The organism is Myxococcus sp. CA033, from assembly GCF_013336625.1.
GTDB classification, from domain to species: Bacteria; Myxococcota; Myxococcia; order Myxococcales; family Myxococcaceae; genus Myxococcus; species Myxococcus llanfairpwllgwyngyllgogerychwyrndrobwllllantysiliogogogochensis.
The window spans coordinates 1,010,852-1,030,747 of record NZ_JABUMU010000002.1 but is presented as its reverse complement, the minus strand read 5'-3'; the positions used below and the strand labels follow the sequence as shown (position 1 = coordinate 1,030,747).

Below are 19,896 nucleotides of genomic sequence, written 5' to 3'. Positions count from 1 at the left end.
CCAGTGGAAGGTGGCGGGGAGGGGGGCTCGACGTTCTCTTCGCAGGCCGGGGAATCGCTCTAGGTTCGGCGCTCGTCGCCAGGGGAATTCATGTCAGAGGTGCTCGTCGTCGATGACAGCAAGGTGATGCGGGACATGGTGGTGGCCTGTCTCAGGCCCTACCCGGGCCTGAACTTCACCCACGCGTCCAGCGGGCTGGAGGCCATCGAGCGCCTGTCGCTGAGCCCGTATGACCTGCTGGTGTTGGATTTGAACATGCCGGACATCGGCGGCATCGAGGTGGTGGAGTTCGTGCGGGGGCAGGATCGGCTGCGCACGCTGCCCATCATCATCGTGACGACGCGTGGGGACGAGGCGTCGCGCGCCCGGGCCCTGTCCGCGGGCGCCAACCGCTTCATGACCAAGCCCTTCACTCCCGATGCCATCCTCGCGGAGGCGCGGGGGCTGTTGGAAGAGAAGCCGGCTTGACGGCCTCCGTGGACCTCGCGGACTTCCTGCCGGCCTATCTGGCGGAGGTGGAGGAGCTGCTCGACTCGGCCCACCGTCAGTTGATGGCGGTGGAGGCCAGTGCGCGGCGTGGCGCCGCCCATCCGAAGTCCGTGCGGGAGCTGTTCCGCGCGTTGCACACCATCAAGGGCCTGTCCGCCATGGTGGACGTGGAGCCCATCGTCTCCATCTCCCACTGGATGGAGACGTCCCTGCGTCAGGCGGACCAGGCGGGCGGGCGGCTTCCCGAGTCCAGCGTGGAGCCCCTCATGGAGGGCCTGCGCGCGGTGGAGCAGCGCATGCGCCAGCTCGCCGCGGGCAAGGACGCCTCGCCCGTTCCTCCGGGACTGCTGGAGCGACTGGAGGCGCTGGGGGTCTCCTCCCCCGTGGTGGCCAGTACCGCCCGGCCCTCGGCGTTGCTGCTCGATGAGACCCTGGCGCTCGCTCCCCGGCTGACGCCCACCGAGCGCGAGCAGCTCACCTCGGGCGCGGGCCATCGCCGCCCGGTCCGCGTGGACTTCATCCCCGGTGCCGAGCGCGCCGCGCGGGGCATCACCATCAACAGCGTGCGCGAGCGACTGGCGGCGCTGGGGGAACTCGTCAAGGTCGTCCCCGTGGCGGGGCCGGCGCCGGGCGGCGGCTCGCTCACGTTCGTGTTGCTGCTCAGCACCGATGCCTCGGACGCCGTGCTGAAGGAGGCGGCGGGAGGAGAGCCCGCCCAGGTGCGCGCGCTGTCCACCGCGCCCGCGCCCTCGGCCGTGGACGGGCCGTCCGTGCCGGAGCGGGAGCCGGAGCTGGAGGAGGAGCCCGAGGAGGGGCGCCGGTCCAGCGGTACCTTGAGGGTGGAGGTGTCGCGGCTGGACGAGGCGCTGGAGCGACTGGCGGCGCTCGTCGTCAACCGCTCGCGGCTGCAGCGCGCGGTGGTGGACCTGACGGCCGTCGGGGCTCCGACGCGGGAGCTGCGCGCCATCCTCCAGGAGAACGGACGGCAGCTGCGAGACATGCGCGCGGCCATCCTCCGCCTGCGCATGGTGCGCGTGGGGGACGTGCTGGAGCGGCTGCCGCTCCTGGTGCGCGGCCTGCGTCGCACCACGGGCAAGGCGGTGCGGCTGGAGCTGGAGGTGGGCGACGCGGAGCTGGACAAGGCGGTGGCGGACCGCATGTTGCCCGCGCTCGTGCACCTGGTGCGCAACGCGGTGGACCACGCGCTGGAGTCTCCCGAGGAGCGCCGCGCCGCGGGGAAGCCCCCGGAGGGTCGCGTGCGCCTGGGCTGCCATGCGAACTCCAGCGGCTGGGTGGACATCACCGTGGCCGATGACGGGCGGGGCGTGGACGCGGAAGGCGTGGCCCGGCGCGCGGGCGTCCCGGTTCCCCGCGGTCCGGATGACCTGCTGGAACTCTTGTGTCGGCCCGGCTTCTCCACCCGCGAGGAGGTCACCTCCACCAGCGGACGCGGCATGGGCATGGACATCGTCCGCCGCATCGTCGTGGACCAGCTCGGTGGCGAGCTGCGTCTGGAGACGCGCGTGGGGGAGGGCACCACCTTCCACCTGCGCGTGCCCCTGACGATTACGCTGCTGGACGCCATCATCTTCGAGTGCGCGGGGCTGCGCTACGCGGTGGCGGTGGGCTCCGTGGAGGAGCTCATCGAGGTGGAGGCCGCGCGGGTGGTGCGGCCCGCGGGCGCCCACGGCGTGGCATTGGTGGAGCGGCGGGGCCAGGCGGTGACGCTGGTGTCCCTGGCACGGCTGTTGGGCTCCGTGTCCACCCAGGCCGTGGATGTCACGCCCCCTCGGGGGCTGGTGGTGCGACAGCGCGGAGAGCTGGTGGCGTTCGGTGTGGACCGGCTGCTCGGTCAGCAGGAAATCGTGCTGCGCCCGCTGGAGGACCCGCTGGTGCGGGTGCCCGGGGTGGCGGGAGCCACGGACCTGGGAGATGGCCAGCCCACGTTGGTGCTGGACCTGAATGCGCTGGGAGCGGCGCGCCGCCCGGGGTCCGGGGGACGAGAGGAGCGCGCGACATGAGCGTGCTGCATGTGGTGTTCAAGGTGGATGGCGCCGAGTACGTGCTGCCGGCGTCGGACGTCCTCCAGATGGAGTCCTTCACCGGGGCCACGCCCGTGCCCGGAGCGCCGGCGCATGTCGCGGGGCTGGTGCAGGTGCGCGGGCGCGTCATCCCCGTGGTGGACGCGCGCAGGCGCTTCGGGCTTCCCGCCCTGGAGCGCTCGCTCGACACGCGGGTGGTGGTGGGGCAGTTGGGGACGCGGACGGTGGGGCTGCTGGTGGACAGCGCGCGCGAGGTGCTGAAGCTGGACCCCGCGAAGTTCCAGCCGCCGCCTCCGCTGGTGGTGGAAGGCTCGCGAGGGTTCGTGAAGGCCGTGGCCCAGGTGGGGCCGAGGCTGGTGATGCTCATCGATTTCCCCCGGGTCATCGGGGAGGAGGCGCCAGATGGCGACGGAAAACGGTAACGGCCCCCAGGGGCAGGATGACGCGCGCGGGCTCACCGAGCGCTTGTCGCGCGGAGTCCGGGAGGGCGTGGCCCTCCTGCAGGACGTGGAGGCGCTCGCATCGAGGCTGGCCGCCAGCGGCAACGAGCAGGCCGCGGCCTCCGAGCAGGTGCGCGCCTCCATCGAGTCGGTGGCCGCCCATGTCGAGGCGACGAGCGTCGCGACGCAGACGCTGGCGCGCTCCCAGCGCACGGTGAGCGACTCCGCCCGCGCGCTGCAGCAGGAAGCGGAGGCCACCGCCGGCTCCGTGCAGGAGGTCAGCGCGTCGGTGGCGGGGGTGCGCAAGGACGCAGCCCACCTGGCCGCGGAGGCGGACACCACCGCCGCCACGCTGGAGCAGGTGACGCGCTCGGTGAAGACGGTCAACTCCAACGCGGAGGACCTGGCCGCCTCCAGCGAGGAGTTGCTGGCGTCCATGACGGAGATGAACTCCACCGTCGCGGACCTGGTGACGCGCAACCAGTCGGGCGCGGCCTCCACGGAGGAGGTGGGCGCGACGATTGAGGAGATGGCCAAGGGCATCGCCCGGCTGGCCACCGACGCCCAGGGCGTGGGCGAGCGGGTGACGCTGGTGACGGGCGCGGTGGTGGGGCTGGGCAAGTCCCTGAGTGACTTGTCCCGGGACGCCACCACCATGTCCTCCGGCGTGGAGGAGACGGCGTCCACCGCGGAGGAGCTGGCGCGCAGCGTGCGCGGCGTGGCGGAGAGCGCGCGCGTGCTGGAGACGCACGCGGCCTCCACCGCCTCCACCGTGGAGGAGGTGGCCGCCAGCGTGGAGGAGGTGGCCGCCACCGCGGAGAAGAACTCCGCCGTGGTGGATGCCAACGCGGCGACGATTGAACAGCTGGCGCGCTCCGCCCAGTCGGTGGCCAAGGCCTCCGAGTCCATCAACGGCCTGGCGTCCTCGAGCGCCAGCGCGTCCGCGCAGCTGGAGGTGTCCACGCGGCGGGTGGCGCAGATGAGCGAGGAGGCGCGCGCCACCTCGGACCGGGTGGGCACCATCGCCCGCGAGGGCGGCGCCACCGTGGTGCGCTCCATCGCCGGCTTCAGCCGCATCCGTCAGTCCATCGTCGAGTCCTCGGGCGTCATGAAGGAGATGGGCAAGCGCGCCGAGGAGATTGGCGACATCGTCCAGACCATCAACCTCATCGCCGACCGGACGAATCTCCTGTCCCTCAACGCCAGCATCGAGGCGGCGCGCGCCGGTGAGCACGGGCGTGGTTTCGCGGTGGTGGCGGAGGAGATTCGCGCCCTGGCGGACCGCGCGGCGGCGGCCAGCTCGGACGTGGCGAAGATTGTCCGCGGCCTCCAGACGACGGCGCGCGAGGCGACGAGCGCGAGCGCGGAGGGCATGCGCGCGGCGGACGAGGGCGCGGCGCTGGCGTCGGACGCGGAGCGGGCCCTGTCCACCATCCTGAAGGGCGTGGATGACGTGGGGCAGAACGTGCGCGAGGTGAGCCGCGCCACGACCGAGCAGGTGCAGGCGGTGCAGTCGCTGGCGCAGGGCACCACGAAGATGAGCGAGCAGGGCCGCGTCATCGCCGCGTCCGCGTCGGAGCAGGCCCAGGCGGCCCAGGCGCTGGCGCAGGGCGGCACGGAGATGCGGCGCATGGCCCGGCAGACGACGCAGGCCACCGCGGACCAGGCCCGCGCGCTGCGCGACGTGGTGCGCTCCAACGGGCAGCTGGCGGAGGTCGCCCAGAAGGTGTCCCGCGCGGTGCAGGAGCAGGCGGCCGCGGCGGCGGACCTGTCCAAGGGCGCCGCGCAGATGCGCCAGCTGGTGCAGGGCGTCAGCGCCGTCGTGGGCACGCAGAGCAAGGAGGTGACGGGGATGGCGCAGGTGGCCCAGGACCTGGCGAGCACCACCCAGCGCACCCTGGCGGGGCTGGCCGAGCAGGCCAAGGCGGCGGCGGAGGTGACGCGCGCCATGGAGGATACGCGCAAGGAAGTGGCCCAGTCCGCGCGCGGCATGGCGGAGCAGGCGCGCGCGCTCAAGCAGGGCGAGACGGCCAGCCGCCAGGTGGCGAAGCTGGCGTCGTCCGTGACGCGCGCCACCGACGAGCAGGCCCAGGCGCTCGTCGCGCTGGTGAAGGGCGCGGACGAGGTGCGGCGGGTGGCGAAGGGCACGGCGCGCGCGCTGGACGAGCAGTCGGAGGTGCTGACGGGGCTCGCTGCTTCCGCGCAGCGGCAGGCCACGGGCACCGCCGCGGTGGCGCGCGCCAGCGGCGATGCCACGCAGGTGATGGAGGGCCTGGTGAAGGGCGTGGAGGAGATGCGGGTGAGGGCGCGGGAAATCACCACCACCACCGCGCAGCAGGTCCGCGCGTCGTCGGCCACCGCGGGAGAAGTGCGTGAGGTGGCGGGACGACTGACGCACCTGTCGCGACTCCAAGCCGAGCAGGTGGAGAGCCTGGAGCGCCTGGGCAGCGTGCTGGGGAGTGGTAGCACCCCGCAGGCTCCCGAGGCGGGGGGCTCGCGCTCCAGGGAGCGACAGACATGACGGAATCGACTTCCGTGACGGGCTCCCCCCTCTTCCTGTCCGCGGAGGACAGGGCGCGGGTGGAGGAGGTGGAGCAGCTGGCCCGAGGGGGCGCCGGCAGCCTGGAGAGGCTGGTGGCCGGACTGGACACGTCGAGCTGGGCGGTGCGCCGCGCCGTCGTGGCGGCGCTCGCGCGGCTGGGCACCCCGGCGGTGCCTCCGCTGTGCGACGTGCTGCGCCACCGCCGCGACAACGAGGCGCGCCTGGCGGCCGCGGTGGAGGCGCTGGTGGCGTCCACGGGCGCGGTGGAGGAGTCCCTGGAGGGTCTGGCGGACAGCCCGTCCGCGCCCATCGTCTGTGACGCCGCGCAGGTGCTGGGGCGGCGGCGCAGTCGGCGTTCGGTGCCGCTCCTGGCGCGGCTCACCGTGCATCCGGACGACAACGTCGCGGTGGCGGCCATCGAGGCGCTGGGCCGCATTGGCGGCGGCGCGGCAGTGGACGCGCTGCTGGCGGCGCTGGGCAGTGGCAACTTCTTCCGCATCTTCCCCGCCATCGACGTGCTGGGCCGGTGTGGGGACCCGTCGGTGGTGCCCGCGCTCCTGGGGCTCCTGGCGGACCCCTTCTACGCGCTGGAGTCGGCGCGCGCGCTGGGCCGCACCGGCCAGGACGCGGCGGTGCCCGCGCTGGTGAGCCTGCTGCGCCGGGGCAACGACGCGCTGGTGCGCGTGGCGGCGGTGGCGCTGGTGGACATCCACGAGGCGCAGGTGCAGCGCTTTGGCGGCGCGCGCGCGGTGCAGGCCGCGCTGCGCTCCGGTCCCGGTCCGGACCTGTCCATGCTGGGCCGCAGGCTGGCGCAGGCCATCACCAGCGCGGACTCCGCGGAGCGGGCCGCGCTGGCGCGACTGCTGGGTTGGGTGGGAGGGCAGGACGCCGCGGCGGGACTGCTGCGGCTGTTGGACGGACCGGACCCGTCGGTGGCGCGCTCGGCGGCGAGCGCCCTGGCGGAGCTGGGGGCGGACGCGGACGAGCAGATTCTGCAGGCGCTCCAGGACGGAGACAGCGCCCGGCGCAGGGTGCTGCTGCCCCTGGTGGGGCGCCGCGCGTCGGCGGTGCCGGAGGTGATGGCGTGTCTGGAGGACCGGGAGGCGTCCGTGCGCGCGCTGGCGGCGGACACCCTGTCGCGCATCGGTGACACGTCCGCGGTGCCCGTGCTCTTCCAGCGCCTGATGGATGACGACGCGCGCGTGGTGCAGGCCGCCACGGGCGCCATCCAGTCGCTGGGCAGCGAGCAGACGGAGACGCTGGCGCTCCACGCGGCGCGCTCCGCGGACCCCCGCCTGCGCCGCGCGGCGCTGCGAATCATCTCCTACTTCGGTTATCCCCGAGGGCTGGAGGTGCTGCTGTCCGCGATGCGCGACTCGGACGAGCGGCTGCGCGACGCGGCCATCTTCGGCCTGCCCTTCATCGAGGACCCGCGCGCGGTGGACGCGCTGCTGGCGGCGGCCACCCACGAATCGGAGCGCACGCGCGCCGCGGCCATGCGCGCGCTGGGGCAGACGGAGAAGGAGGCCCGCATCACCTCCACGCTGCTCGGCGGCCTCAACGACAGGGACGCGTGGGTGCGCTACTACGCGTGCCAGTCCCTGGGGAAGCTGAACGAGGAAGCCGCCGCGGATGCGATTGTCGCGCTGGCGGACGACGACGCGGGGCAGGTGCGTGTGGCGGTGGTGGACGCGCTGGCGCACATGCACACGGAGAGCGCGATGACGGCGCTGCGCCGCGCCGCGGCCAGCACCGACGCGGACGTGCGGCGCGCGGCGCTGCTGGGGCTGGGCGTGGCCCGGCGCCAGGACGCGCTGCCGGTGTTGCTGGAGGCCTCCTCGTCGGAGGATGCCGCCACGCGCCTGGTCGCGCTGTCCGCCGTGGCCGAGTACGAGGCGCCGGAGACGCTGCCCGCGCTGTTGCATGCGGCCAGTGACAGGGATGACAGCGTGCGCAGCGCGGCGGTGGGGTTCCTCGCCACGCGCCCAGGTGTTCCCGCCACCCAGGCCCTGGTGTCGCTCCTGGGGGACCTGACGGTGCGCGAGCGGGTGGTGAGCGCGCTGGCGCTGCCCATGGAGGGGCGGCTGCCCGGCCTGCTCGCGGCGCTGGACGTGGCGGACGAGGTGACCGCGCCCCTGCTGGTCGCGGCCCTGGCGCGCATGCGCCGGGCGGACGCACGCGCCGCGCTGGTGCAGGCGTTGGAGACCTCCAGCGCCGCGGCCCGCCGCGCCGTCGTGCCCGCCGTGGGCGCGCTGGGAACCCTGGAGGCACGCGACGCGCTGGAGCGCGCCTCCCTGCGCGACGAGGACCCTGAAGTCCGGCGGGCCTGCCTCGTGGCCCTGGGGAAGTGACAAGGACGTCATGCCTTCCCTGCCGATGTCCCCCCAGGTCTTCGCCATCCTCACCGCGCTCATCGAGCAGCGCGCGGGGTTGCACTATGCGGCGGAGGACCGCGAGCTGTTGTCCGACAAGGTGTCGGACCGGGCGCAGGAAGCGGGCTTCGACTCGCTGCTCGACTACTACTACTTCCTCCGGTACGACCCGGCGGGCTCGGCCGCGTTGGATTCCCTCGTGGACTCGCTGCTCGTGCACGAGACGTATTTCTTCCGGGAGGCGCAGCCGTTGTCGGTGCTGGTGGAGGACGTGCTCCTGCCCAGGGTGCGCGCCGGCCAGAAGCCCCGCGTGTGGTGCGCGGCCTGCTCCACCGGCGAGGAGCCCTTGACGCTGGCGATGATGCTGGCGGACCGGGGTGTGCTCTCCGGTGTGGAGCTGCTGGCCAGTGACTTGAGCACCCGGGCGCTGGAGCGCGCTCGCACCGGCGAGCACAACCTGCGCTCCATGCGCGCGCTGCCGCCCGGAGTGGAGGGGCGCTGGCTGGAGCAGGTGGACGGACGGGCCCGGCCGAAGCAGGAGCTGGTGGACGCGGTGGAGTGGCGCCGCATCAACCTGGTGGACGAGGGGGCGGTGGCGAAGCTGGGCCAGTTCGACGCCATCCTCTGCCGCAATGTCCTCATCTACTTCCAGGATGAGACGGCGCGCCGGGTGGTGGCGTCGCTCACCCAGGCGCTGAAGCCCGGAGGCCAGTTGGTGGTGGGCACCTCCGAGTCGCTGCTGCGCTTCGGCACCGCGCTCTCCTGTGAGGAGCGGCGCGGCGTATTCTTCTATGGCAAGGCGGGCGCATGACGGCCGTGACTCCTGTTCGCGTCCTGGTGGTGGACGACTCGGCCTTCGCGCGCAAGGTGCTGCGCCAGGTGCTCTCCAACGCGCAGGGCATCGAAGTGGTGGACACCGCGCGCGACGGTCTGGACGCGCTGGAGAAGGTGGCGGAGCTCAAGCCCGACGTCCTCACGCTGGACCTGGTCATGCCAGGGCTGGACGGGCTCGGTGTGCTGCGCGCCCTGGACTCCATGCCGGCCGCTCCCCGCGTCGTCGTGGTCAGCAGCGCGGGCGAGGAGAGCGAGCTGGCGGTGTCCGCCCTCCAGGCCGGCGCGGTGGAGCTGGTGCACAAGCCCTCCGCGCTCGCCACGGACCGGCTCTACGAGCTGGGAGCGGAGCTGGTGGAGAAGGTGCGCATCGCCGCTCGCGCCGTGCCGCACCCGCCGCGTGGGGTGGCTCAGGCCACGGCTGCTTCGACTTCTCCGGCGGAGGTGTTCGGGCCGGCGCGCAACCTGGTGGTGGTGGGCACGTCCACCGGCGGTCCCCAGGCCCTCACGCGGCTGTTGTCGGCGCTGCCGGCGGACTTCCCCGCGCCCATGGCGCTCGCGCTGCACATCCCCCCGGGGTACACGGAGGCGGTCGCCCGCCGGCTGGACTCGCTGTGCGCGCTGGAGGTGCGCGAGGCGGAGGACGGGATGGAGATGCGCCCCGGCCGCGTCGTGCTCGCGCGTGCGGGCCAGCACCTCAAAATCGAGCGGCACGGCGCGCTCACCGTGGGTCGCGTGGACCGGCACCCGGTGCAGATGCCGCATCACCCCTCCGTGGACGTCCTCTTCGAGAGCGCGGCCCGCACGTGGGGCCGTGACACGGTGGGGCTGGTGCTCACCGGCATGGGCGACGACGGACGGGAGGGCGCGCGCGCCATCCGCGCGGCGGGCGGCTCCATCCTCACCGAGTCCGAGTCCTCCTGTGTCGTCTACGGCATGCCTCGCGCCGTGGACGAAGCGGGCCTCGCCACCGCCAGTGCGCCCCTGGAGGGAATGGTGGCGTTGCTGCTCACTCAGCTCCGCTGACTTCGGGAAAAAACGGGTGGGGTGTCCGTCGCCCGCACCCCTACATGGTGAGGAAGCAGGCAGCCTTGCCCTGGAGGGGAGCGATAGTTTTGGTTCTGCACGGACGCGTAAGGCAGACTGCCGGCCATGCTCCGTTACAGCGCCGACATCCGCACCCTCCTCTGGTGCCTGGCGATGCCCGTGGTGGCCCTCTCGATGTACGCGGCCCCCGCGCTCATCCCCTATCTGTGCCCGCTCGCGTGCTACCTGGCGCTGTCCGCGGGCGTCATCGCCCACAACCACAACCACAGCCCCACCTTCCGCAACCGGAAGATGAACGAGGCGATGGGCATGTGGCTGTCGTTGTTCTACGGCTACCCCACCTTCGTGTGGATTCCGACGCACAACCTCAACCACCACAAGTTCGTGAACAAGGCGGGCGACGCCACCATCACCTGGCGCTACTCGAAGAAGCACAACTTCCTCGTCGCCTTCCTGTTCCCCTTCGTCTCCACGTACTGGCAGCAGGAGCCGACGAAGGCCTTCATCGAGAAGGCGCGCACGCGCAACCGCGCCCTGTTCCGGCAAATCGTCCTCCAGTACATCGTCTGGGGCGGCACGCACGCGGCGCTCGTCGCGCTGGCCATTTATATGCACGGCGTGGCGGGCGGCCTGCGCATCTGGGCCTTCGCGTTCCTGATTCCGGCCTTCTTCTCGCTGTGGACCATCATGTTCTTCAACTACATCCAGCACGTCCACTCGGACCCCTGGAGCGAGCACGACCACAGCCGCAGCTTCACCGGCCGCCTCATCAACTTCTTCCTCTTCAACAACGGCCTGCACGCCGTCCACCACGAGACGCCGGGCCTGCACTGGAGCCTCCTGCCGGAGGCGCACGCCAAAATCGCGGCGGACATCGACCCGGAGCTCAAGCCCGTCAGCTTCTTCGGCTGGTGCTTCCGCTCCTACGTGCTGGCGCCCATCTTCCCCCGCTTTGGCACCAAGCAGGTGGGCCGCGCCCCGTATGACCCGCCCGCGGGCGGCACCGTCGACGTGTCCTTCGGCGACGAGCTGCAGGCCGTCGACTCGGGCGTCAACGTCGCTCGCGTCTGACGCACCCGCACACGCGGGCCTCGTGTGGGTGTCTCTGTCCTGTATTTCCCATCTCTCCCTGGAATCTGACCAGGGGGAGTATTCGCCATGTGGCTGATTCTCGTATCTCGCGGTCAGAGGTACGGGCGGGCTGGGGGGGATGCGGACATGGAGGCACCACATGAGGATGGCCCCAGGCCCAGTCCGTCCAACGACCCTCGAGGCGCCGCCCTCGCCCAGGGTGCTGTGGGTCGGCGTGGCCGGGGAGGCGTGGCTGGCACTGTCGCGCGCGGCCCGGGCACTGGGCTGTGAGCCGGTGCAGGCCTCGGCGCCTGGCGCGGTGAGCCTGGAGCTGTCGCGAGCGCGGCCCCGGTTGGTGCTGGTGCACTGGCGCCAGGTGAGCGAGCGCGGCCCCGGAGGACTGGGCGGCCTCAAGTCCCGCGTGGGTGCGTCCGGTGCGCCGGTGGTGCTGGTGGCGGAGCCGGAGACGCCCGCCGAGGTGCTGGAGGCCGCGGACGCGGAGGGCGTGGAGGACTGCCTGCTGGCGCCGGTGGGCGAGGCGGCGGTGCGCGCGCGGCTGGCCACGCTTCTGGGCGCCCGTCCCCCGCCTGTCACGAGCGAACGCTACAGCCCGCGCGTGGTGCTGCTCGCCGGAGGCGCGGGAGGCGCGCGCACGTGGGCGGGGCTGGGCTCGCTCCTGGAAGTCAGTGGCCACCACCTGCTGTACAGCGCCACGGTGGAGGGCGCCGCAGCGCGGGTGGAGGAGCACGGCTCCGCCCCCCACCTGCTCATCGCCGTCGGTGATGGGGCCCGGGGCGGGGTGTGGGCGCGCTCGGGCACGGCCGCTCGCGCGTTGCTGGAGGGCGTGCCCTCGCTGACGGTGACGCCCGCGGAGAGCGGGCGCGCGGCGACGCTGCTGCCGCGCATCCACGCGATGCTGGGGCGCGAGGGCGCGTCGCTGCGGGTGGAGGAGCGGGTGCCCTTCTGCTGCCCGGTGGAGTTCGGCGAGGGAGGGCCCCAGGGGCTGGCCTGGACGTCGGGCGTGTCCTTCGCGCTGAGCCCGGGTGGCCTCTTCGTGCGCACGCTGGTGCCGGCGCGGCCTGGGGCGGCGGTGACGTTGCGCATCCACCTGCCCACCACGGGCGAGCGGCTGGAATCCCACGGCGTGGTGGCGTGGGCCAACCCCTTCGCGCCGCGCGACGGGCTGTGTTGTCCCCATGGCATGGGTGTGCGGTTCATGGGCATGGGCCCGCCGCGCTTGATGCACCTGCGCCAGCTCTGTCAGGCCACGGCCTCGCCCTGAAGGCGCGGGCCCGGGAGGCGCTTCGCCATGCGACGCAAGAAGGTCCTCCTCGTCGATGACTCGCACACGGTGCTGATGCTGCACCAGATGATGATGGTGGAGCGTGGCTTCGAAACGCTCATCGCCCGCGACGGGCTGGAGGCGCTGGAGCGCGTGCGGGACGAGGCGCCGGACCTCGTCGTGCTCGACATCCTGATGCCGAACCTGGACGGCCTGGAGACGTGCCGGGCGCTGCGCGGGCGCGAGCCCACCCGCCACACGCCCATCATCCTGTGCAGCACGCGCATGGAGCCGGACTGCGTGCAGGCGGGCTTCGAGAGCGGCTGCACCGACTACCTCACCAAGCCCTTCGCGGGCTCGGAGCTGGCGGCGCTCTTGAATCGCTACTTGGGCTCGGAGCGGGGCACGCGCGGGGGGATTTGACCGGGAGGCCGCGCGGGCAGCGAGCGGCGGGGCAGCGTCACCATGAACGTCGTGCCCTCTTCCTCGGTGGAGCTGACCTCGATGCCGCCGCCGTGCGCCTGGACGATTTCCCGGACGATGTAGAGGCCCAGGCCGTAGCTCATCTTCAGCGTGCGCGTCGTCTGCGGGCCGCTGCGGAAGGGCTCGAAGAGGTGGGGCAACAGGTGCGCGGGGATGGGGCGCCCGCCGTTGTGGACCTCCAGCACCAGCTTGTTGGCCCGCGCCACGCGCGCCACCAGCTTCACGGGGGTGTCCGCGGGGCCGAACTTGAGCGCGTTCTCCAGGAGATTCGAGGCCACCTGGCCCAGCCGGTCCGGGTCCCACATGCCCTGCGTGTTGCCCTTGTGCTCCACCTCGATGACGCGCTCGGGATAGGCCACGCGGAACTCGTGGGCCACGCGCTCCACCAGGTCCTTGAGGTCCACCGGCCGGGGCTCAATCGCCACGCCACCCATCAGCCGCGTGCGCGTGAAGTCCAGGAGCAGGCGGGTGAGCCGTTCAATGCGCACCGCCGCGGTGGCGATGCGCTGGCTGGTGCGCCGGGCGTCCTCGGCCGTGCCGGACTCCGCCATGACGCGCGACCAGTTCATGATGGCGCCCAGCGGGCTGCGGATGTCGTGGCTGACGATGCCCATCAGCTGCTCCTGGAACTCGGAGTGCCGGCGCGCCTCCTCTTCCGCCCACTTGCGCTGGGTGATGTCGCGGCTGATGCCGAACAGCCCCACCACCTTGCCGTCCGCGTCGCGCAGCACGCCCTTGGTGGACAGCCACACGCGAGGGCCCTCGACGCCCGGCTGCCCGTCCTCGTAGGTGACGGTGCGGCCGAAGGCGAGCACCTCCCTGTCGTTGGCGGCGTTGACGCGCGCCACTTCGGGCGCGAACAGCTCGTGGTCCGTGCGGCCCACCATCTGCGAGATTTCGTAGCCCACCGCGCGCGCGCCCGCGTTGTTGATGAGCTGGTAGCGGCCCTCCAAATCCTTCGTGTAGACGGCGTCCGTCGTGCCCTCGTGGATGGCGCGGAACACCTCGCTGGCGCGCCGCAGCTCCTCGCGCACCCGGTGCTCTCCGGTGATGTCGCGGCAGTGCACCAGCAGGCCCCCGGGCACCGCGCGCGCGCGCACGTCGAAGCACAGCTCCCGGTCCGGCCACTCGTGCTCGAAGCGCGTGGCGGCCTGCTGGGTGGCGGGCTGCTCGAAGCGCAGGTGGTCGCGCAGCTTCAAGAGGCCGGGGCACGCGCGGCGCACGTCGTCTCCGGGCCCGGCGACGCCGTCCAGCAGCTCCGCCATGCGCGGGCTGACGTAGGTGAAGCGCCAGGCCGCGTCGAGCGTGAAGAAGGCGTCCGGCAGGCCCTCCAGGAGCGCATGGAGCGGTACGCCGGACGCCTCGGATTTCGCGGGCGGGGCCGGGGGACGCTGGCGCTTCTTGGCGGGGGTGGGGGGCATGCGTCGTCGGGTTTCGCGGGGGGGCCAGGGTCCAGGGGATGAGCGGAGCGGGGTGGGCCGTCAGCCGGTGGGAGGCCTGTCCGGCGCGTTCTCCGGTGCCCAGGGGGGAACGCCCGGTACACGAAGCCGTCGCGGCGCGTCGCCTCTCGCCCGGATGGGGACGAAGGGCGCCACTGGCGCGAAGGCGCCTCGAGCTTCCGCGTGGGCCGATGCACGGAAGGGGGCGAGGATGAGGGTTGCGGTGAGGCGGGGGCGCATCCGGGGAGAACCATACTCCGCTCGCCGTCTCCCGCGAGCAGCCGGTGGGGGTCCCCCCCTCGCTCGGCGCCTTCCAGGGCATGGAGGGGGCTCGGAACGGGCGTCTCGTGCGGCTTCGCTGCAACTCGAACGGATGAATGCGCCCCGGGTGAATGCGGGTTCAGATAGCCTGGAAAATCGAGCCGACCTGGGATGTGCTGTTTTTAGCTTGAGTCTTGAAGACCCGGGAGGTCGGCCTGCCCGGGGCTCGGCGCTCATGCGGACTTCTTCGCCTCGGCGTCGTCCTGCTCGAACAGGCTCTCCAGCTCCTTGCGAGCGCGCGCGGCGGCCTCCACGAGCTTCTGCTCGTCGCGGTGGAAGAGGGCCGTCTCGCGCAGGAGCTTCTCGTCGTGGTCTCTCAGGCGCTCCATGACGCGGTGGCTCTCGGAGAAGGTGAGGCCCATCGTCTGGAGGATGTCGCCGCCCATCTCCACGCTGCCGGCGAACGTCTCGCGCATCACGTGTTCGATGCCCAAATCGAGCAGCCGGTACGCATGCACGCGGTTGCGTGCGCGGGCGAAGATGGTGAGGTGGGGGAAGTGCTCCTTCACTGTCTTGGCGGTGCGCATGGAGGCCTCGACGTCGTCGATGGCGAGCACGAAGACGCGGGCCTTGTCGGCGCGGGCGGCGCGCAGCAGGTCCAGCCGGGAGGCATCGCCGTAGAAGACCTGGCTGCCGAAGCGCTTCATGAAGTCGATGTGCTCGGGGCTGGCGTCAATGGCGGTGAAGGTGATGCGCTTGGCGCGCAGCAGGCGGCCGACGACCTGACCCACGCGGCCGAAGCCGGCGATGATGACGGGGTGGTCCTCCTCGGGCGCCACGTCGTACTCGCGGGCCTGGGCCTTCTTCTGGAAGCGGGGACGGCCCCAGCGCTCATAGGCGGCGTAGAGCAGCGGCGTGGTGGCCATGGACAGGCCCACGACGACGACGAGCAGGTCCGCCAGCTCCGTGGACATGACGTGGAAGGACACGGCGAGGGCGAAGAGGACGAAGGCGAACTCACCGCCCTGGGAGATGACCACGCCCAGGCTGAGCGCCGGCTCGTTCTCCTTGAGGTTGAAGCGTCCCAGTCCGTAGAGCACGGCGCCCTTGATGGCGACGAGGCCTACGACGAGGCCAGCGATGAGGCCGGGGCGCTCGGTGATGAGGCCCAGGTTCACGCTCATGCCCACGGCGATGAAGAACAGGCCGAGCAACAGGCCCTTGAAGGGCTCGATGTCGGCCTCGAGCTCGTGGCGGTACTCGGACTCGGACAGGAGCACGCCGGCGAGGAAGGCGCCCAGCGCCATGGAGAGGCCCACGGCGTTGAGGAGGGCGGCGGTGCCGACGACGACGAGCAGGGCGGTGGCGGTGAAGAGCTCCTGGCTGTGGAACGACGCGACGGCGCGGAAGAGGGGGCGCAGCAGGAAGCGGCCGGAGAGCACGACGCCGACGAGGACGGCGACGACCTTGAGGCCGGTATGCCAGCCGGGCTCGACGGAGGTGGCGTCGGTGTGGCCGAGCAGGGGCAGCAGGGCCAGGAGGGGAATGACGGCCAGGTCCTGGAACAGGAGGATGCCGAAGGCGAGCCGCCCGTAGCCGGTGGTGAGCTGGTTGCGTTCGGCGAGCAGCTGGAGCGCGAAGGCGGTGGAGGAGAGGGAGAGGCCGAAGCCGGCGATGATGGCGGCGGCGGCGGGCAGTCCGAAGAGGAAGCACGCGGCGGCGAGCAGGGAGCCGGTGATGAGCACCTGGGCGCCGCCCATGCCGAAGACGGAGTGGCGCAGGTTCCACAGGCGTGAGGGCTGCAGCTCCAGGCCGATGACGAACAGGAGGAGCACGACGCCCAGCTCGGAGAAGTGGAGCACGTTCTTCACGTCGCCGATGAGCTGCGCGCCGGAGGGGCCGATGACGGCGCCGGCCACCAGGTAGCCGAGCACCGAGCCCAGACCGAGCCGCTTGAACAGCGGAACGGACACCACCGCGGCGCCGAGGAACACCAGCGCCTGATGCAGGAAGGACATGCCCCGCTTCCTCGCACGGACGCCCATGCCGGGCAATCACAGCCCCTGGGCTCGCCAGTCAGCGGGGACCCCCGACACCGGGCAGGTGGGTCGTATGTAACCGACTGTGTGCCGGATGCGTAATCCAGTGGCAGCAGGCAGCCACGCAGTCCCCCACACCCCCGGAGCCGCCGATGCCCCCGCCGCGCATATCTCGCAGAGAAGCACCCCCTCTTCCGCCGCCGCCGCCGCCCAAGCCGCCTCCGGACCCCAAGGTCGAGAAGGCCACCAACGACAAGAAGACCGCGACGACGCTGCGCACCGACGCGAAGAACAAGTCCGTCAAGGCCCAGGCCGACGCCGCGAAGGCGAAGCAGGCGAAGACGGCCCATGACAAGTCCACCAAGGAGAAGGGAGTCGCTCAGAAGGCGCTCGACACCTCTAATACGAACTACCAGCGCCTCCTGGACCACGGAGACTCACCCGCCGGCCGCACCCCCGCCCACGCCGAGTCCGTGAAGAAGGCGAAGAAGCAGGTCGACGCCGACAAGGGCCGCGTGGACAAGGCAGCAAAGACCTTCAAGGGCACGGAGGAGAAGCTGACCCAGGCCGACACCACCGCGCGCGACTCCAAGCAGCACGCCGTCACCGCCTCGGACACGGCCCTCCAGGCGCAGAAGACCGCCAACGTCAGCGCGAAGCAGGCCGGCCAGCCCGAGCCCTTCCCCAAGGCGAACGAAGTCGTCGACACCTTCGACGCCGGAAGTCTCAGCAAGAAGGACCAGGCGAAGCTGTTCGGCACCTCCGCGCCGGTGACGCCGGAAGAGGCGGCGCGCGCCGACGTCAAGCACGTGGACAACGTCGTGAAGAACTCCCCGCACAAGAACGAGGAGGCCGTCGCGGGCGCGGAGGAGCTGCGCAAGCAACTGGCGCTCAACCCCGACCCCGCCTACCGCGCCGCGCTCTGGAAGGAGTCCAAGCCGCAGCGTGACGCGTTCGTCGACGCGCAGGTGAATGACCGCTCGGTGCACCACTCGAAGACGCCGGAGCTCATGAAGTCGCTGGCCCAGGGCGCCGACATGGTGGGACCGGAGGCGCGCAAGGAGCTGGCGGGTCAGCTCCTCTCGGCCTCGAAGTCCACGTCGCTGGACGGCGTGGGGGAGCCCGGCCGCTCCTTGAAGGAGAACGCCAAGGACCCGGCGGTGGCGAAGCTGGGCGGAGAGATGGTGAGCCAACTGCGCGCTGCGAAGCGCTACAAGGACGCCGACTCCCTCTCCAACGTCGACCCCGCCATCAAGGCCCAGTCCATGCCGAGCAAGCTGGACCAGAAGCTCCAGGCGGAGGTGGACCTCAACTCCGTCTCCGAGGAGCGCGACGGCCTCAACGCGCGCCAGAAGACGCTGGACCAGGAGACGCGGACCACCGCCCGGCAGACGCTGAACGACGTCGCGAAGAACCCCAAGTCCAAGGAGCCCTTCACCGTCGAGCCCGGCGCGACGAAGGACCACGCCGTCCTCGTGCGCAAGGACAAGGCGGGCAAGGTGACCGAGCGCCTGGAGGTGTCGTTCCAGGGCGACAACGTCAAGGTGGACTCGACCCAGGTGGACAAGAAGGGCGACGCGCGCCGCACCGTCTTCGAAAGCGGTGGCCCGGAGGGGCCGAGCACGTCCACCGATACGCGCTGGAAGCAGGACGCCTCCACGCCCGCGCCGTCGCTCGAGGACCTGGCCGCGGGCAAGGTGAAGGGCGCGTCCTACTCCGCCACGAAGTTCGAGGGCGGCAGCAACGCGAAGCAGACCACCACCCAGCGCACCCCGGACGGGACGCTGACGGAGACGAAGAAGGAGTACGGGGGCTCGGACAAGACGGACCACGTCAACGGCAAGTTCGACGAGTTCAAGAACCACTCCTCCACCGACACGGTCCACACCACCACCACCGTCATTCCTCCTCCGGGAGCCAAGGACGAGAAGGGCAAGCCCGTGAAGGCGATGGTCGTGGAGGGGACGTCGTACTCGCAGGGAAACGAGCTGCGGCTGACGAAGACGGAGACGAAGGCCGTCGACTCGCCGGTGAAGGGCGACCGCCCGGCCGGCGCGGAGGAATTGGCCAAGGTGGAGAAGGATGCCCGAGGCGCCGACGACGCCGCGCCCACCAGCTACGTGCTGGAGAAGAGCGGCGACGGCGAGCTGAACACGCAGACCTTCTTCGAGGGACAGCCCAACGTCACGCTCGTCACGCGCAAGAAGCTGGAGGGAAACACCGTCACCGAGACGACCGAGGGACGTGTGCCCAAGCCCTCGGACAAGGATGAAAAGGAGCTGGTGGACATCAAGGGCACCAGCACCACGACGTACAACGACAAGGGCCTCATCACCGCCAGCCACTCGGACCAGACGGACCCCACGGGTGTCCGCCGGGTGAAGGACTTCCAGCGCACCGAGTCGCGCAACGCGAAGGGCGAGGTGGAAGTCACCGAGCGCACCAGCGGCCTGGAGGAGGGCGGCGACAAGCCCAAGCGCACCTACGAGCAGGCGCTGACGACGGCGCAGACGCCCAAGGGCCCGCAGGTGGTGCGAGCGGAGTCGAAGCTGACGGGCCCGGAGGGCTCCGCGGAGGCGTCCATCCCGCCCGAGAAGCTGACCGTCAATGGCAAGCCCATCGCCGACCCCCAGCAGCTCAAGGCCAGCCTGCCGCCCGCGCAGGCCGCGCTGGGCGCCTATGCGGTGAACGGGTTGCAGCAGCAGCTCAATGACTTCTCCAAGCTCTCGGCGCTCCATGCCCAGACGCTGGAGGACGCGCCGGAGGCCCCGGAGAGCGCGGGCTGGGATGTCGCGGGAGACACGGTGGACTACGGGCTGGCGCGGCTGGCGCAGGAGGCCAACACCACCGCGGCGACGAAGCAGGGCAAGCCCGACCCGGCGAACAACCCGAAGTTCTTCAGCTTGAATCCCGTGGAGGAGTTCAACCAGGAGCTCACCCTGGACCTCGACAAGGACCAGCGCCTCGGGGTGGGTGCCGTGGGTGGCTTCCAGGTGATTTCCGGCGCGAAGGACGTCGTGTCCGGGGTGGGGGACTTCAAGAAGGCCCTGGACGAACAGAACAAGCTCGACCTCGTCAAGAGCGGCCTGGGCATCATCGACGGGGCGAGCGGAGTGGTGGAGGGCGCGGAGCTGCTGCGCTTCGCGGCCAAGGGCACGGGCACCACCATCTCCCCCTCGGGAGAGCTGGGCGGACGCGTCAATCCCATCAAGCTGGCGGAGTGGTCGGGCCGGCTCAGCGCGGCGGTGGGTGTCGTGAGCGGAGGAATCCAGGTGGCCGAGGGAATCGCCAACGACGACAAGTACCAGGTGGCGCTCGGCGCGGTGCAGGCCGGTGGCGCCGTGGCGGGCTACTTCGGCACGGCGGCGGCGGTGGGCGCCTTCGGCGGGCCCGCGGGAGTCGCGGTCGCCTTGTCGGTGGGGCTCGTCACCATCGGCATTGGCAGTGCGATTGAGCGCGAGCGCTCCCACGCGCTCGCGGACCAGAAAATCTGACCGAAGTCCTCCGCCCGGCCGGAACAAGGGCCGGGCGGAGCCCGACGTGGCCAGTGGGTGTCTC

13 protein-coding genes are annotated in these 19,896 nt (G+C 71.7%); 11 read left to right on the top strand and 2 right to left on the bottom strand.

Going from position 1 to position 19,896, the window contains the following annotated elements:
- Positions 1-90: 90 nt before the first annotated feature.
- The 10 genes from HUA78_RS10050 to HUA78_RS10005 all read left to right on the top strand — a co-directional run bounded on the left by HUA78_RS10050 (position 91) and on the right by HUA78_RS10005 (position 12,539).
- The gene (locus HUA78_RS10050) at positions 91-468 is read left to right on the top strand and encodes a response regulator (RefSeq protein WP_141643167.1); all 378 of its coding nucleotides are present in this window, start codon (positions 91-93) and stop codon (positions 466-468) included.
- On the top strand, positions 465-2,510 hold the full coding sequence (locus HUA78_RS10045) for a chemotaxis protein CheA (protein ID WP_174453904.1): 2,046 nt from the start codon (positions 465-467) through the stop codon (positions 2,508-2,510). Before HUA78_RS10050 ends, HUA78_RS10045 begins: the two co-directional genes overlap by 4 nt.
- Positions 2,507-2,953, top strand: a complete 447-nt coding sequence (locus tag HUA78_RS10040) for a chemotaxis protein CheW (RefSeq protein ID WP_174476158.1) — start codon at positions 2,507-2,509, stop codon at positions 2,951-2,953. The genes HUA78_RS10045 and HUA78_RS10040 overlap by 4 nt, the downstream gene beginning before the upstream one ends.
- On the top strand, positions 2,934-5,492 hold the full coding sequence (locus tag HUA78_RS10035) for a methyl-accepting chemotaxis protein (RefSeq protein ID WP_174460716.1): 2,559 nt from the start codon (positions 2,934-2,936) through the stop codon (positions 5,490-5,492). Before HUA78_RS10040 ends, HUA78_RS10035 begins: the two co-directional genes overlap by 20 nt.
- Complete coding sequence (locus HUA78_RS10030; protein ID WP_174476157.1) at positions 5,489-7,864, top strand: HEAT repeat domain-containing protein; 2,376 nt, start codon at positions 5,489-5,491, stop codon at positions 7,862-7,864. Before HUA78_RS10035 ends, HUA78_RS10030 begins: the two co-directional genes overlap by 4 nt.
- 10 nt (positions 7,865-7,874) lie before the next feature.
- Positions 7,875-8,696, top strand: coding sequence for a protein-glutamate O-methyltransferase CheR (locus HUA78_RS10025; protein WP_141649346.1), 822 nt, complete (start codon positions 7,875-7,877; stop codon positions 8,694-8,696).
- The gene (gene cheB, locus HUA78_RS10020; protein ID WP_174476156.1) at positions 8,693-9,742 is read left to right on the top strand and encodes a chemotaxis-specific protein-glutamate methyltransferase CheB; all 1,050 of its coding nucleotides are present in this window, start codon (positions 8,693-8,695) and stop codon (positions 9,740-9,742) included. Before HUA78_RS10025 ends, cheB begins: the two co-directional genes overlap by 4 nt.
- 126 nt (positions 9,743-9,868) lie before the next feature.
- Complete coding sequence (locus HUA78_RS10015; RefSeq protein WP_174460718.1) at positions 9,869-10,834, top strand: fatty acid desaturase; 966 nt, start codon at positions 9,869-9,871, stop codon at positions 10,832-10,834.
- A gap of 160 nt (positions 10,835-10,994) precedes the next feature.
- On the top strand, positions 10,995-12,116 hold the full coding sequence (locus HUA78_RS10010; RefSeq protein ID WP_141649423.1) for a PilZ domain-containing protein: 1,122 nt from the start codon (positions 10,995-10,997) through the stop codon (positions 12,114-12,116).
- Positions 12,117-12,143: 27 nt separating this feature from the next.
- Entirely contained in the window at positions 12,144-12,539 is a 396-nt protein-coding gene (locus HUA78_RS10005) for a response regulator (protein ID WP_174453911.1), read from the top strand.
- Here HUA78_RS10005 and HUA78_RS10000 read toward each other — a convergent pair.
- The gene (locus HUA78_RS10000; protein WP_174460720.1) at positions 12,500-14,020 is read right to left on the bottom strand and encodes an ATP-binding protein; all 1,521 of its coding nucleotides are present in this window, start codon (positions 14,018-14,020) and stop codon (positions 12,500-12,502) included. The two genes, HUA78_RS10005 and HUA78_RS10000, sit on opposite strands and share 40 nt — an antisense overlap.
- Positions 14,021-14,532: 512 nt before the next feature.
- A complete protein-coding gene (locus HUA78_RS09995; RefSeq protein WP_174476155.1) occupies positions 14,533-16,317 on the bottom strand; it encodes a monovalent cation:proton antiporter-2 (CPA2) family protein in 1,785 nt (594 codons plus the stop codon).
- 173 nt (positions 16,318-16,490) lie between these two features.
- Here HUA78_RS09995 and HUA78_RS09990 point away from each other — a divergent pair, with 173 nt between their 5' ends.
- Complete coding sequence (locus HUA78_RS09990; protein WP_174476154.1) at positions 16,491-19,832, top strand: hypothetical protein; 3,342 nt, start codon at positions 16,491-16,493, stop codon at positions 19,830-19,832.
- The last annotated feature ends 64 nt before the right edge of the window (positions 19,833-19,896 follow it).